At 46.8% G+C, this 13,267-nt stretch carries 18 protein-coding genes; 3 read left to right on the top strand and 15 right to left on the bottom strand.

Annotated features, from left to right (window positions below):
• Positions 1 to 10 precede the first annotated feature (10 nt).
• The 4 genes from MN202_RS13405 to murI form a co-directional block, all read right to left on the bottom strand.
• The gene (locus tag MN202_RS13405) at positions 11 to 1,285 is read right to left on the bottom strand and encodes a DEAD/DEAH box helicase (protein ID WP_335736636.1); all 1,275 of its coding nucleotides are present in this window, start codon (positions 1,283 to 1,285) and stop codon (positions 11 to 13) included.
• A 163-nt stretch (positions 1,286 to 1,448) separates the two neighbouring features.
• A complete protein-coding gene (locus MN202_RS13400; RefSeq protein WP_335736635.1) occupies positions 1,449 to 1,775 on the bottom strand; it encodes a DUF6172 family protein in 327 nt (108 codons plus the stop codon).
• A gap of 110 nt (positions 1,776 to 1,885) precedes the next feature.
• Positions 1,886 to 2,140 carry a hypothetical protein gene (locus MN202_RS13395; protein ID WP_335736634.1) on the bottom strand — a complete coding sequence of 85 codons (255 nt, stop codon included), beginning with the start codon at positions 2,138 to 2,140 and terminating at the stop codon, positions 1,886 to 1,888.
• Positions 2,141 to 2,224: 84 nt separating this feature from the next.
• On the bottom strand, positions 2,225 to 3,013 hold the full coding sequence (murI, locus tag MN202_RS13390; RefSeq protein WP_335736633.1) for a glutamate racemase: 789 nt from the start codon (positions 3,011 to 3,013) through the stop codon (positions 2,225 to 2,227).
• A 196-nt stretch (positions 3,014 to 3,209) separates the two neighbouring features.
• Here murI and MN202_RS13385 point away from each other — a divergent pair, with 196 nt between their 5' ends.
• A complete protein-coding gene (locus MN202_RS13385) occupies positions 3,210 to 4,076 on the top strand; it encodes a delta-class carbonic anhydrase (protein WP_335736632.1) in 867 nt (288 codons plus the stop codon).
• A 71-nt stretch (positions 4,077 to 4,147) separates the two neighbouring features.
• Here MN202_RS13385 and MN202_RS13380 read toward each other — a convergent pair whose 3' ends face one another.
• On the bottom strand, positions 4,148 to 4,549 hold the full coding sequence (locus MN202_RS13380) for a hypothetical protein (RefSeq protein WP_335736631.1): 402 nt from the start codon (positions 4,547 to 4,549) through the stop codon (positions 4,148 to 4,150).
• Between the two features lie 242 nt (positions 4,550 to 4,791).
• On the opposite strand from MN202_RS13380, the gene MN202_RS13375 reads away from it, so the two are divergent.
• Both MN202_RS13375 and MN202_RS13370 read left to right on the top strand, forming a co-directional pair.
• On the top strand, positions 4,792 to 5,313 hold the full coding sequence (locus MN202_RS13375) for a hypothetical protein (protein WP_335736630.1): 522 nt from the start codon (positions 4,792 to 4,794) through the stop codon (positions 5,311 to 5,313).
• Positions 5,310 to 5,849, top strand: coding sequence for a hypothetical protein (locus MN202_RS13370; protein WP_335736629.1), 540 nt, complete (start codon positions 5,310 to 5,312; stop codon positions 5,847 to 5,849). The genes MN202_RS13375 and MN202_RS13370 overlap by 4 nt, the downstream gene beginning before the upstream one ends.
• 160 nt (positions 5,850 to 6,009) lie before the next feature.
• On the opposite strand, the gene MN202_RS13365 is transcribed toward MN202_RS13370, so the two are convergent.
• The 10 genes from MN202_RS13365 to MN202_RS13320 all read right to left on the bottom strand — a co-directional run bounded on the left by MN202_RS13365 (position 6,010) and on the right by MN202_RS13320 (position 13,165).
• Entirely contained in the window at positions 6,010 to 6,558 is a 549-nt protein-coding gene (locus MN202_RS13365; RefSeq protein ID WP_335736628.1) for a DUF805 domain-containing protein, read from the bottom strand.
• Between the two features lie 156 nt (positions 6,559 to 6,714).
• Positions 6,715 to 7,137, bottom strand: coding sequence for a GNAT family N-acetyltransferase (locus tag MN202_RS13360; protein ID WP_335736627.1), 423 nt, complete (start codon positions 7,135 to 7,137; stop codon positions 6,715 to 6,717).
• A 188-nt stretch (positions 7,138 to 7,325) separates the two neighbouring features.
• Positions 7,326 to 8,888, bottom strand: coding sequence for a transposase (locus MN202_RS13355; RefSeq protein WP_335736626.1), 1,563 nt, complete (start codon positions 8,886 to 8,888; stop codon positions 7,326 to 7,328).
• An 831-nt stretch (positions 8,889 to 9,719) separates the two neighbouring features.
• Positions 9,720 to 10,058, bottom strand: a complete 339-nt coding sequence (locus MN202_RS13350) for a hypothetical protein (protein ID WP_335736625.1) — start codon at positions 10,056 to 10,058, stop codon at positions 9,720 to 9,722.
• 70 nt (positions 10,059 to 10,128) lie between these two features.
• Positions 10,129 to 10,443: a hypothetical protein gene (locus MN202_RS13345; protein WP_335736624.1), complete on the bottom strand. Its 315-nt coding sequence runs from the start codon at positions 10,441 to 10,443 to the stop codon at positions 10,129 to 10,131.
• A gap of 96 nt (positions 10,444 to 10,539) precedes the next feature.
• Positions 10,540 to 11,403 carry a hypothetical protein gene (locus tag MN202_RS13340; RefSeq protein ID WP_335736623.1) on the bottom strand — a complete coding sequence of 288 codons (864 nt, stop codon included), beginning with the start codon at positions 11,401 to 11,403 and terminating at the stop codon, positions 10,540 to 10,542.
• Positions 11,404 to 11,498: 95 nt separating this feature from the next.
• Positions 11,499 to 12,023 carry a hypothetical protein gene (locus MN202_RS13335; protein ID WP_335736622.1) on the bottom strand — a complete coding sequence of 175 codons (525 nt, stop codon included), beginning with the start codon at positions 12,021 to 12,023 and terminating at the stop codon, positions 11,499 to 11,501.
• A gap of 68 nt (positions 12,024 to 12,091) precedes the next feature.
• Positions 12,092 to 12,439, bottom strand: coding sequence for a hypothetical protein (locus MN202_RS13330; protein WP_335736621.1), 348 nt, complete (start codon positions 12,437 to 12,439; stop codon positions 12,092 to 12,094).
• Between the two features lie 224 nt (positions 12,440 to 12,663).
• The gene (locus MN202_RS13325) at positions 12,664 to 13,005 is read right to left on the bottom strand and encodes a nuclear transport factor 2 family protein (RefSeq protein WP_335736620.1); all 342 of its coding nucleotides are present in this window, start codon (positions 13,003 to 13,005) and stop codon (positions 12,664 to 12,666) included.
• Positions 12,998 to 13,165, bottom strand: coding sequence for a hypothetical protein (locus MN202_RS13320; RefSeq protein WP_335736619.1), 168 nt, complete (start codon positions 13,163 to 13,165; stop codon positions 12,998 to 13,000). The genes MN202_RS13325 and MN202_RS13320 overlap by 8 nt, the downstream gene beginning before the upstream one ends.
• Between the last annotated feature and the right edge of the window lie 102 nt (positions 13,166 to 13,267).

Genomic DNA, 13,267 nt, shown 5'->3' with positions numbered 1-13,267 from the left:
TGAGTTTGTTCTAAGCTTTTTTAGTACTGCGCAGTTTAGCTTTTGGCTTGGCTTTGTTTGCGCTTTGCGGCGCTATTACTGTTGCACTGGCTTTATTCGAGCGGCCTGACAACACCTTGCGCGAAATACTTTTCAGCAGTGAATCACGGTTACTCACTTCAAAACCCGGCTTAATAATACGTTTGATATCGCTACCAATCAGCTTTTGAATGCGCTCTAACGTTTGCTCTTCTTCACGGCTGACAAACGAGATAGCACTGCCCGCAGCCCCTGCCCGCCCGGTGCGACCAATACGATGTACATAGTCTTCCGGTAAATACGGCAGGTTAAAATTAACGACATAATCCAGACCCTGAATATCCAGGCCACGGGCGGCTACTTCAGTTGCAATAAGTACCTGTAACTTTGCCGATTTAAAATCCGCTATCGCCCGGCGCCGCGCGCCCTGGCTTTTATCACCATGACATACCGCGGCGTCGATTTTAAGCTGTTGTAAGCCAGCTAACAGCCGGTCAGCCTGCTCTTTGGTACTGGTAAATACCAGCACCTGAAACCAGTTTTGCTCAGCTAAAAGTTGTGCAAATAATTCAATTTTGCGGTTCTCTTCTACCGGATACACCACATGGTTTACTGTATCAGCAGTGCTGTTGGCTTTGGTTACCCGGATTTGCTGGTGATTACGCAAAATTTTATGCGACAGTTCGTTCACAGCCGCCGAAGTGGTGGCAGAAAACAACAGCGTTTGCCGCGCAGCAGAAGTCAGTTGCAACAGGTTTAGTACGTCAGTGCTAAAGCCCATATCTAACATACGATCGGCCTCGTCCAGCACCACAAATTCCACATCGCTTAATATCACATTGCCCAGCGCGATATGCTCTAACAACCGCCCCGGCGTGCTGATCACCATGTCGACACCGGCGATCAGTTTACTGGCCTGACCGCCCATTTTAACGCCACCGTATAAAGCGGTAACACTAATTGGCACAAACTGCGCATAGCCACTGATAGCCGCGGCTATTTGTTCTGCCAGTTCCCGGGTGGGGGTAAGGATCAGCGCGCGTGGCCGGCGCTCAACGCTGGCTTTTGGCTTGTCCAGCATGCGTTGTAATAGTGGTATCGCAAAAGCGGCGGTTTTACCGGTACCGGTTTGTGCCGTTACCTGTAAGTCTTTACCGCGCCGTGCCGGCACTATGGCCTGCTGTTGTACGGGTGTCATGTTACTGTAGCCACAGGCAACCAGGCCGCGTTGTAAGTCGGGTGCCAAATCTAAAGATGAAAATTGCATAAGAGTTCCTCTGTAGATTAGCTACAGTAAAAAAATGAGGGCAGAATATACAGTATTTTAGCGCTGTAGCAGAGCTTTGTTTGTTTTTAACGGCATTTAATCCGTTATTGCTCTGGCGCAACATAGCAAGGGCAACGCTGCCCTTGCGACAAAAAACGCAGCGTTACTCACCGTCGTCGTCAGCGGCATCAGCTTCGGCTGCTGCCGGACGCGGCTTATGCTTGCAGGCACGGGCCAGAATTTCAATGTAGAACGACGGCAGCTCCTGCGCTACAGCGGCATCAATATGCTTATTGATTTCCGAGGTAAAAATTGTTGCTGCTACCTCTTCAGTTGCGCCAAAGCGGCAATCAAATGTCCAATAATCTTGGTCTTGCGGTAAGGTTTTACGCCGCTCGCGGTTTAAGTATTTTTTAATATCATACTTAATGGAGTCGACCAACCGGGCAGGTACCAGCTTCGGGTGCGTTAGTGCTATTGTCTTTTTCATCAAAATTCCTACAGAGGTGCCAAAGCTGAACCAGCTTTTAAACGCGCATTCTACATGGAAGCATCGACGATAACCGCTTCTATCTGCAATTTTATGCTAAACACTGCACTTTAGCCCGGGCGACTGCGCCTGGCCCAGAGCGCAAATAACGAGGCGCTGGCGAACATCAATAAACTGTACACGCTGGGCGCTATCGACATGGCCGAATTTTGTAAAATGCCTGTGGTAATAAGTAGCGCCAAAGTACCGTTTTGCAGGCCTACTTCCAGACAAATAGTGCGCGCCTGATCCTCGTGCTGCAGCCACTTGGCCAGCAAATATCCGAGCAACATGGTGCTGAGGTTAAGCAGCAAGGCAGCCAACATCAGAGAAAGCTCCACGTTACCCTAATATCGGGCGACTGACAAAGTGCTTTAATACCATAAGATGCCGCGCTGCCTGTTGTTGGTTTACAACGGCAACGGGTTATCGGCGCCTGGCCATATCAGCTGCAACTGCCGGCTAAACCGTTCAAGGCTGCCGCTGCTATAAAATATGTCGCTGGCGTTGTTACCGGCATCGGCCAATAACTGCGCCTGCAGTAAGCGCTGCTGCAACTGTTTGGCCACGGCAGTTTCAGTGCGGATAATAGTCACTGCCGGCCCTGCGATGGCAGCTATAGCGTCAGCCACAAAATTGTAGTGAGTGCAGCCCAGCACCAGCGTATCGGCGCCTTTTTCCAGCAAGGGGTTAATATAACTTTTCAGCAACGCCAGCATAGCGGTGCCGCTAAAATCCAGGCTTTCTATCAGCTGTACCAATTGCGGGCAAGGCTGCAGTTCAATGCGGGCCTGGCCGGCAAAGCGCTGCGCCAAATTAGCGAAGGCCGGAGTCTGCAAAGTACGCGGCGTAGCTAACACCCCCACTACCCGGCTTTTACTGGCCAGCACCGCCGGCTTCACGCCCGGCTCCACCCCGATAACCGGCAGCGAACACTGTGCTCTTAATGTCGCAATAGCCGCCGTAGTAGCGGTATTGCAGGCCACGACTAAAGCCTTAACGCCCTGTTGCTGCAGATGATGGCTAATCAGTTGCATGCGCTGGTAAATATACGCATCCGTTTTTTCGCCATAGGGCGCATGGCCAGTATCGGCAACGTAAATCAGCCGCTCGTTTGGCAGCAGCTCACGCACCGCCCGGGCAACCGACAGCCCACCTATACCAGAGTCAAAAATACCTATTGCTGCAGAATTCGCCATAGCGTGCCCGTTACTTTTTGCAGAGCGCAAAATTAGCATATTTTGCCAATTTTTATTGCCGTTTGTGTATCCGGACACTGAAATAACACCAAGCCTGAGCACACAAACGTCATCCACGGCCTGCGGTTGGCGTTCGCGCAATATAAAAACTTGTCCTAATATTTCCACTCCAGCAACTACATCGCCAGAGCACCCTATGAAAATAAAGCAACTTGCGGTAGTCATCCCCCTATTACTGGCCGCCTTTTACGCCAGTGCCAAAGATAATCACTCAACCCAGCAATCGCAGGTTGCCGATCAAGTGCTCACGCAGCAACGTGGCATGTTGGCAAAGAATACTGAAAACCAGGGGTTTGGCCCGCAATCGCCACGTGATATAACATCCAAGGCCGGAGACAACCCGGTTATTTTCAGCCCGGCCCCTGCATTTGAAAAAATGAATTTGTGCAATATTCATTTTCATAAAAACGCTGAACACAAAGGTGGTGAGTTTACAAAGTACGCCGGCAATGGTGATGGCCATGGCGGGCAAAGTGGCTACATTTACTCCGGCAAACTAACCGAAGCAGAGCTAACACCTGTCGCCAGTGCAATATGCCCAGGCGAACATGGTCAGCTTCAGCCTGGCGACACTATAGAGCTGCATTATGTGCATTCCAGCGCCCAGGTTAGCCCAGGTCCCACTTTAGCGGCTTGCCTGCATGATTCAATTAAAAACCCGCAATTGCGCGTTGAAGCCCAGGTGTATGTGCTAGTTAACGACAACAACGCGCTGAACTTCATCGAATTAACCAAACCAGGTATAAAAAACGGCTGGCATCAAGCGCTGAATATTCCCGCTAATACCGGCAAAGCCATTCAGTATGCCGGCTCCACAACAGGGCCGGCTTACAATGAAACCGGCTCGCCTTTTCAGGTAACCTGGAGTGTTCGCCCTAAAGTCGCCAAAGTGAACATCGAAACTGTCGGGGCATGGTGCAAAGATAATGTTTTCAATGAAAATCATGCGCACGGCGTAAGAAACCTTGTGATCAATACCAGGCTGTTATCAAAAATGCAGTAGAGTCAGTAATAGCCATAGGCTGCAGCTAAACCGATGGCTATGGCGGAGAAACAGGCAAAGAAGTTAATCTATTACTTTTCTTTGCTGGCGGGATAATTGATACCAGGAAAACTACCCGCCAGCTCCTCCTCAAGCTTGTTTAGCTTTTTACTGGCATCTTCGTCAGTTAAGCCCTGATCCCGCACTTCACGCAGTATTGCCGTCAACCTGCGCCGGTAGTCCCAATGCCATTCACCACGCTGTTCCCACTTAAATGTACGCTGAAACAATAAAACAAAGGCCGGAATAGCAGCAATACCAGCCGAGAGCTTGGTCTGGCCATCACCAAATATCTGCGCAAAAGCCGGGTAACTGCTGGCAATAACCACCAGAAATAACAGCAAATGATTAAGAATAAAATCGAACTTGGAATAGCGATAGCGGGCTTTTATTTCACGTTCTATTTCGGCAACTACAGCACTTTTATCGTCCATCAGTCTGCTCTCGTTAACAGATATTGGCTGTAATAACAGTAGCACAACAATACAAAGTGCTTTCAGGCAGTGCTGTTAGAACGCCAAGTGCACATGCAAATAACCGGCTACGGGAAAACGTTCAACTACACGGGCTAGTTTGTTTTGTTAGTGGGGAATGCCAAGCTTTACGAACAAGCAACATTGATCAATGGTTATATTAGTGTAAAGTTTACGTTTTGTTTTTTAGCAAGGGATTGGGCATGGCAATTATTCAACTTTTAATCGGTGGTACAGCACTAGCTCCCAGCGTTAGCAATCAAATGAAGAAAAAGAAGGAAATTGCGGAAAAATCCGTTCAAGATAAAAGAGTTACTATCGATCGTATTCTGGCCGCCAAGATGCGTGATGCATTAATATCTGAAGCTCAAATACTCGAACGAATGAGCGTTGCAGAGTTTAGACAAATGCTGAGACTTCAGGGATTTAATACAACTAAATTTTCAAATGACTGGATGGCCGTGTATTTGCGATCTGAAATATCAGCAATAAAAAGTATCGCACTTAAGTTATTACGCGATGACCTGATCCAAGCTGAAACGCCGATAATTATCTCCGGCAATGTTTCCGGTGCAGTTGGCATGGTGGCAAAGATTTTGGGGCCTACAGCCGTGGCAGGTTTTAACCCCATTGGTGCAACAATCTGGTGGGATTGTAAAACTGATTGCCGTATTGAAAGCATCCATTTCTCTGACAAAAAGCTGCAAAAGGTTATTAAACTATGAAAAGATTAGTCAGCGTTATACTGTTGCTCACGGCGTGTAGTAGTGATGCTACCAGCCATAATTTTATTGGCTGTAACTGGCATATCCCTGCAGGCTTTGAGCAACTGTCTGACAATGAATACCGAAAAATACCGGCAAATGATGACTTAAACACCGGATTTAGCTCAGTGCTATTTTCGCAAACCGTGCCTGATGAGCTTACCACGCTAATTGAAATAGATAATATGCCAGATACTGAAGTGCTGGTAATTTCCCATCCGGACCATAACCGTTACAGCTACCAATCTGTTTTTACTAACCGTAAAACCCGATTTGGCGATAATATCAGTAGCGATACATTGCGGGTATCTGCAAAAGATCAAGTTGTTGCACTGGTAGCTCTGACACCAACTGACAGTTTTCATTTAACCAGTTCCTGTGTACCTCCAACAGTGATCGAGCAACATTACGCGATTCTGGAGCAACTTGCGCAAGGAATAGAGGCATTTCTTAGCATAGAGCATGGGTTGAGCGTTCTGGTGCCGCAGTCTGAATAAGGTGATGTAGGGGCTAAGTCAGCTGTCTGATACCGGAGCATGTTTATTAGCCAGCCTTGCGTAGCAAAGCACTATTACTTATGACATGAAAAATATTTATTTTCAAAGAGTTGCCTAATTAAAGCAATTATTAGCTACGCCCTTTTTTGCAGCAGCGGCTTTAATGTGGTGTCACATCAACAGTAGTCGCGGCTTTAGTTGGCTGTGCAAGTAGATATAGCAGTACAAGCAACCCCGCCACTGGCACCAAGCTGATAAGTTGCCACCAAGGACTGAGTCCGGCGTCGCGCAGGCGCCGGGTGCAGGCCGCAATCCACGGTAGCAATACAAGCAATGAAGCCAGCAGCAGTGGCAGTGAACCGAGCACTTCACCGAGCAACTTTGCAAAGGCTAACAGCAATACCATACCGAGCACAAACCACCAAAAATCCGCTCGCGAGGTGGTGCCGGTAAATTCCAGGCCAGACATCACACCCTGGCGCATAGCCGTTAGGGCTGCCTGGCTGGGCGTCGGCTCGCCGACCAACAAGCTCTCTGCCGGCACTTCAAGCACAGAGGCGAGTGCGCGTAAAGATTCAGTCGAAATTTTCGCGCCAGATTCGAGACGCTGAATGGTACGCAGGTTCAAACCACTCAGGGCAGCCAACTGTTCCTGCGACCATTGCCGGGCTAACCGCAACTCTTTAAGGCGTGTGCTATTCACGTACATAACTATCGTTTCTCCACAAAGTCTCTGATGGCCGCTATTATGCTACCGTACTGCACTACCCCGTTACGACAAGGCACCGACACGGGTGCGACATGACTGCGACATCATCACACAACGCCGGAATTAAGCGGCCCATACGTCCGCTGGAGCAATTGATTAGACCACATCGAGCTCGAATCGGAGCTCGCCACAAGCAGTCTTGCCAACCTCTCGCCAACCGGCTGCGGTGTAAAAATCTGCAGCCCGACTACCCGGATCGGTTGTCAGCCAGAGCTGCTGCAACCCTTGCAGCCGGAGCCATGCCACCATCTCGTCGTGAAGTGTCCTGCCAAATCCCCGGCCTTCGTATGACGGTTCAACAAACAGCGCCCAGATGTTGCCATCGACGGCATTACCCACGGCGAAAGCAACAACAAACCCATCGCACTCAGCAACCCAGCCGTTGCCAGTAACTTCGATTGCTTCGACGTAGTCAATAGCTGAAATGCGCGTCGCAGAGGACAGTACATTTTCTCGAACCGCAAGGCGAACGCGGTGCATGGCGTCAATGTCTGCGCGGGTGGCTTTCCTGATAGTCATAAGTAGGGCCTAACGAGCCTGTAGAAAAACCTGCAGAGTGCACAGTATTTCTCCTTAGGCCATTCTGTTTATTATTTGTTAGCGACTTTGCATGCTTTTGGTAGGAATTTCAAGACAAGAATTACTTGTTAAGACTTCACTTAAACGACTGCTATAACAGGCGTTATTGGGCGCAATCGACAGACTGTTTACCCTAACTTACCGTACCGGCTTACCTTCTCCAGATTATGCACCATACAAAACAACTGCCATTGGCCCTGTACCTTGGTCTTGCCACGTAAACTAAAGCGGTTAAGACCTTTGTTCGTGCCGATATTGCCAAACACCGGCTCTACTACTGACATTCGGTGGCTGTATATTTGTTTACCGGCGTCGCTGTCTACCCGCTGTTTCATCCAATCGGTGTAATTCGGCGGTGCGTTGGCTTTGAGTAAAAACGATACCTGCCGGCCGTTACCATTTCGGTGATTGGCTGACTCGGGCGTGAGCATGCATTGCTCTTTTAAATCACAGTGCCTGCATTGCAACAGTCTGCCGCCAAACAAGGCGCGTTGTTGGCCATCCGGCTCTGGCCTGGTGCCCCGACAGGGTAACGATTTACCCGCCGGGCAAATACAGGTCATGGCTATAGGGTCAAATGCAAAGGAGGTAGACGGGAAGATGGGCTTTTGTCCCTTTGCCTTGTCCTGATGGCGCTTGCCGTACTTTTGTTTTTGCTCACTGAATTTCGGGTCACGTTTTCTAAACTGGTTATCCGGTACGTAGCCGTTTATGTTGTGCTGATACAAATAGCTATTGTTGGCTTCATTAGCAAAGCCGGTATCGGCCGTGACAATGGTGTTATTGGCGAAGATATTGTCGCTAATCCCCATACGTTTATAACGCTGTTTTATCTTTTCCAGCACCGGCACTAAGGTGTGGTGCTCTTGCCCTTCGCCGAAAGCTTGCGCGTCCACTATTATCTGATGCTTCTTATCCACCGCTGCCACACCGTTGTAGCCCTGGATCGTACCTTTGCTGGTGGTCATCTTGGCCGACTCATTATCGGTGATGTTACTTTTCACTTCCTTGCTGCGTTTGCCTTGGCCCATCCGTGGACTGGCGATCTTTAAAAAGTCAGTGATTTTGTCATGCGCTTTATTCAGCGTGTCGATACTTTGCTGGTGCCGGGCTTTACGCGCCTCATCGGCATTGGCCTGCTCATCCAGCTTTTTATGTTGCTCCAGGTGGTAGCGGATTTGTCGCTTCAGTTTATCCCGCTTCGCCGCCAACTCTTTAAAGGTGCCAGACCACTCTTTGGCAGCATTCGAGGACATTTTGCAGCCGTCTATCGCGAACAGTTCATTGCCCAACAACCCTTGCTGGTGGCACACCAACAACACCTGCTCAAACAGCTGAGCAATTTGCACCGACGAGCCACTAACAAAAGCGGCTATCGTCGTAAAGTGCGGCACGGTATCGCACGACAGTGCTTTAAAGATGATATTGGTTTCACAGCACCACTGGATTTCACGGCTGGAGGTGATGCCTTTGGAGTAGGCAAACAAAATGACTTTAAGCAGCACAGCCGGGTCATAGGCCGGTCGGCCATTATCCTCATTTTGGTATTTGCAGTGAAATATCGACAAGTCCAGCTTGTTATCAATCAGGTAATGAATAGCGTGTTCAAAAGTACCTGGCTGCAGCTGGTCGAGATAATTAATCACCACCATGGCGCTTTGGTTGTAATCGTAAGGGATGTATTTGGGCATTGGGCGCTGTCCATTTTTTAATCAGACAACACTATTTGATCACAAACTCGATCGGCTGAAAAGAGGTTTTTCTACAGCCTCAACACCCGCCACACACGCTGGCAATTTGGTGCGAGTCGGAGCCGAACAGGGGTTGAGCTAGCATTTGTTAGCACAGAGAATAACTTAATTACTGAAAAAATTTGATTGAATACCAAACAATTAAAGTAACGGCGATACCAAACACCGCACCATAAACAAAGTACTTACGAAAAGCTTGAGACGATTCATTTTGTGCCATTTTTAGATTTTCCTTATCCACTAAATTTAATATTTAAGAATGTTGCTAACGTTTTGCGTTTTATCCGGCACGCGGTTCAGTGACGGCTAAACGCCTGTTAAAAGGCCCGATTAGCTTAATTTTTGGTATGACTGATGCTAATGGAATTTGTTTTTTTAGGGAACAATTAATTTACAGGTCTTTAAAGCTGTGATTGTCAGCATTGATGTCATTTTGTTGTCTGCCACCATACGATTGTTCATTAATATTCACGATTTGCCAGCAATCCGGCAATACTAAGCTTCAGCCCCTTGCGGCCTGTTATTTATCTTCCAACACTGCACAACTGCCCTGTTAGGATGGCCTGGTGACCACACAACAAACAACAATGCCAGATACAAAGGCCCAACCTGACAATGCGGATAGATTTCAATTTCTGGCGATTTTGCACCTCAGTGTCAGGTACTATACCTAGCTATAGATAGAAGGTGTCTATTGATAAACGCCCGTTCCACTCGCAAGCAACTTGTTGCGAGAGGTTCTCCCAACTGACGCGATTGAGCCAGCGATTGCTAGCGAGATTTTTTATATAGCTGCAACTCGGCCCACTGAACTTCCGGCACAAACAAGATCTCGCCATCAGCGACATTCCAAACAGATGAGCGTTCACTTCCATTTCCCCTATGAACCCATCCATCTGAAGAAACATCAATAATTTCATTGAAAAGGTCAATTCTTGCTGGCACTAAATGGAAAGTAAACTCATACAACTCAGGAATTTTCCAATAACGGCCTTGGTTTAATGGAATTGATTCCGAAAATACTGAAATCTCATGAGACAAACGTTCCAATAACTTTTCCGACGTAGGGTCATCATTACACGTTGCGAATAATCGAAGAAATAACTCCATAACTAACTCTGCTCAATGCTTAAAGCAGCTGCGCCTTATGCATCGGCTGCCTTTGCATATTAACTTCAGGCTACTTAAATTGTTTTTCATATGCTTCTACGTGATGCTTGAAAAACTTCCGATAAACTTTTGACGACTTAATCAATATCGTAACTTCGATACACTGATGACCCACTATTGTTGAATGATCTTCAACTGTAACTAATTCACTTGCGACTTCTTCGCCAGTTTTACTGTCGTATATTCGATACACAACAGACGCAGAACATTTTCCGTACAAATCCGTTGGTTCTACTTTGCCAAAAGCGAAGCCCATAGGAGGATCTCCACCTTCCAACTCCGTGATTCCGATGACCTGATTTTTTGTACGAATTTCGAATGTCACTCAATTTCCCTTTAGGCAATAAACGCTTTGATCAGCGGCGCACTTTAGTACGTCCAGTGAACGAGCCACAGGCCCGAAACGAACTGAATCAACATATTAAGCCACATACTTTTTAACCAGCTCTCTATTTAACACCTGATCTATTGATAACCTTGCTAAGGTTTGTCGATCGACTGGCTTAAGGCTTTGAACACACTTTCGTATTTCTGTTGGCACCGACTGGTAAAAAAGATAGTAAGCCTGCCCCTGCATCTTGCTTTTATGTCGTTCTAAAAGTGGTTGAATATCACTCCAGGGGCTTATCGCCACATCCTCAACTTTTTTGAAAAGCCGTCTAGGCGCCAATTCATTTCTGCCGATCAAAAGTATATCAACGGGAGGTATTATTGCCGGAATAGCATCAGGCCAGACACAAGCCGTGACAGCTCTACCTTTATAATTCAGCAACATAATAGATGGTACAAAAACATCTTCTTCAACTTCTTCCTGAAGCCTTTCCTTCTGAATATTCCACGACCAAACAGCTTCCAGCTGTTCAGTAGGCAAACTGATAACCTCTGGATGGTCTTTCAGAATTGATTGATAGCCAAACTCGTTACCGTAAAGCCAGCCACTGGTAAATTTTTCTGAGTTAAAATCTCCAGACCCCATTCCGTGGGTTTGAGGATCATCTACTTTCAAATCAAACTCTAATATAAACTCTCTCACCTCAGGCTCCGCTTCTTTGACGAAGAAAGTTGGCCTGAAATAGTTCATATTGAACGCAATTGGGAAATATTCTTCGTTATCATCATCTGCTTGCTCGTGGTATTCAAAAACAAAATAGACTCCAGTCACTTCGTTTTGGTACCAAGCTTGTGAGCCATCCAGGGTGTAATTTTTTCGTCCCAGAAAATATGAATCAAACTGCCTTTTCGAAAAACCCCCATTTCGGGGCTTCATAAATAGATCGTAACTCATGCTCTGTATCCCTACCTGGGCAATGTCAGGTTTAGCCGAGATTAGAGTGCGGCGTAAGCCGCCCCTGCCACGATAGTGGTGACAACCGCATTGTGTTAGCCATTGTTGCTAAGAACATCTTGGATAAAATCTGAAGCCGATGTATATGTCCTGGGGCCTAGATTTCCATGACTCCCCTCTTTTGACCACATTCCAACTACACCTCTAACAGGGTCGTTTTGTTCAAAGCTCATTGTCTTTTCGTACGTATAAAACGCAAAATCATCATTCTTTTTCACGATTAGAATGTAAAAACAATCTGCCATGCCTCTGGGCTGCGGAAATGCAATTAAAACAGCATGTTGATTATTAACAACCTCTGTTTTTATCATGTTCGCGTAGTCTTTAGAGATTATGTCCGTTGCAGCGGCTTTTAATTTAGTTAGATCGCCCTGAACAAGGTCGTTAAAAAAATTACCATTTGAAGTAAATGTCCACTCCGGTAAAAGCCTATGTTGAAAAAAATATACTTTTTTTGAATCAGGTAATTCTTGGTTCGTTTCTTTGTTAGCCTGTGATTCTTGCTGAGTTGTAGTACAACTCGCCAGTAACCCAACAAGTAATATAATCCAAAATCTCATGGTAAATTCCCTTAAATAGCTAGCGCCTGCATATGGCGGCGGAATGGAGTTCGCGCATGAAGTGTTTGTTAACACCGATCACCGAACTCACCAATAACTTCAATTTTACCCACGATATTGCCATTTAATTCTTCAAGATCCTCTGCTGGTATCCACCACTCCGTATGGCCGACACCACCAACCTTTTTAATTGGGTATCGTTCCATAAATTCTTTTCGAACTTCGAATTTTGTGACGTAACCCTTTCCAAAATCGGTTATGTTCCACTGAGTCAGTTCTATTGCGTATTGCTCATTTGTAACTGGATAAAATATAGGTTGCTCGGGCAATCTCGGCGGCCATTTTGTATAGTTTGACTCCACAACCAAGTCCAACTCTTTTTGACCCGTAGGCCTATAGCAAGTAATAGTTTCCATAATTCTCGTTTAGCCATAAAGTTTATTCAGCGAAAAAACCCGTATTTAAACACGGACTTTTCCGCCTTTGTAAATTTAATGTACAGAACACTACATCGCTTCTTTAAAACTTACAATACGTTAAAGGAACAGCATGTGTTTGCGGTGGCTATAAACACGGATTAGTCCGTCTAACAAGCCCTTGTATGCGGTTTACCATCTCCGTTTTGACACATAGTTGCGGTTCATCCCACCGGGTAAAACCAGGCGTTGGTAATTAAGCCGTTTTGCACTTCATACACTACTACCACTTCATAGGGCTGTTCGGCCATGCCGTATACCTTTTCATGGTCGATAACCTTATTACCCACCACCATACGCTGTAGCACGTCGGCGTGCAGCGCGGCTATGGTAAAGCGCTCGGTTTTATAAAACGCTTCCAGGGCGTCGCGGCCTTGTAGTGATGGCGCCGTGGCTGGCATGCGGTAAATGGCAATGTCGCTGTGATAACAGCTTATAAAGGCAGCGAGATCTTTAGCGTTATAGGCATCCAGTTGGCGTTGCACCGGGGCGGTATTATCAGTCATGTTGTTTAAACTCTCTGTTAAAACGTCGTTTGGGTTGTGGCATTTCTGGTGTTGTGCCGCCAAGTACCGCCAGACTGCGCTCGGCTTGCACCCGAATATAGGTTTTCATCGCCTCACGAAACAACTGGGCTTTGACCACAGAAAAAGGGATTGAAGACAATAAAAGACCACTTGGTTAATCCTATCGGTAAGCCATCATACATCAGCCAATCGCTAACTTGACAATATCATTTATTTAACCATTAATAGCGATATACACGCA

It is taken from the genome of Rheinheimera muenzenbergensis (assembly GCF_036984005.1).
In the GTDB taxonomy this organism is placed as follows: Bacteria; Pseudomonadota; Gammaproteobacteria; order Enterobacterales; family Alteromonadaceae; genus Alishewanella; species Alishewanella muenzenbergensis.
This window is presented reverse-complemented; position numbering and strand designations above follow the sequence as displayed.

Coding starts and splice junctions, on each gene's coding strand:
- MN202_RS13405 (WP_335736636.1), bottom strand. CDS start 1,285: ATGCAATTTTCATCTTTAGATTTGGCACCCGACTTACAACGCGGCCTG.
- MN202_RS13400 (WP_335736635.1), bottom strand. CDS start 1,775: ATGAAAAAGACAATAGCACTAACGCACCCGAAGCTGGTACCTGCCCGG.
- MN202_RS13395 (WP_335736634.1), bottom strand. CDS start 2,140: ATGTTGGCTGCCTTGCTGCTTAACCTCAGCACCATGTTGCTCGGATAT.
- murI (WP_335736633.1), bottom strand. CDS start 3,013: ATGGCGAATTCTGCAGCAATAGGTATTTTTGACTCTGGTATAGGTGGG.
- MN202_RS13385 (WP_335736632.1), top strand. CDS start 3,210: ATGAAAATAAAGCAACTTGCGGTAGTCATCCCCCTATTACTGGCCGCC.
- MN202_RS13380 (WP_335736631.1), bottom strand. CDS start 4,549: ATGGACGATAAAAGTGCTGTAGTTGCCGAAATAGAACGTGAAATAAAA.
- MN202_RS13375 (WP_335736630.1), top strand. CDS start 4,792: ATGGCAATTATTCAACTTTTAATCGGTGGTACAGCACTAGCTCCCAGC.
- MN202_RS13370 (WP_335736629.1), top strand. CDS start 5,310: ATGAAAAGATTAGTCAGCGTTATACTGTTGCTCACGGCGTGTAGTAGT.
- MN202_RS13365 (WP_335736628.1), bottom strand. CDS start 6,558: ATGTACGTGAATAGCACACGCCTTAAAGAGTTGCGGTTAGCCCGGCAA.
- MN202_RS13360 (WP_335736627.1), bottom strand. CDS start 7,137: ATGACTATCAGGAAAGCCACCCGCGCAGACATTGACGCCATGCACCGC.
- MN202_RS13355 (WP_335736626.1), bottom strand. CDS start 8,888: ATGCCCAAATACATCCCTTACGATTACAACCAAAGCGCCATGGTGGTG.
- MN202_RS13350 (WP_335736625.1), bottom strand. CDS start 10,058: ATGGAGTTATTTCTTCGATTATTCGCAACGTGTAATGATGACCCTACG.
- MN202_RS13340 (WP_335736623.1), bottom strand. CDS start 11,403: ATGAGTTACGATCTATTTATGAAGCCCCGAAATGGGGGTTTTTCGAAA.
- MN202_RS13335 (WP_335736622.1), bottom strand. CDS start 12,023: ATGAGATTTTGGATTATATTACTTGTTGGGTTACTGGCGAGTTGTACT.
- MN202_RS13330 (WP_335736621.1), bottom strand. CDS start 12,439: ATGGAAACTATTACTTGCTATAGGCCTACGGGTCAAAAAGAGTTGGAC.
- MN202_RS13325 (WP_335736620.1), bottom strand. CDS start 13,005: ATGACTGATAATACCGCCCCGGTGCAACGCCAACTGGATGCCTATAAC.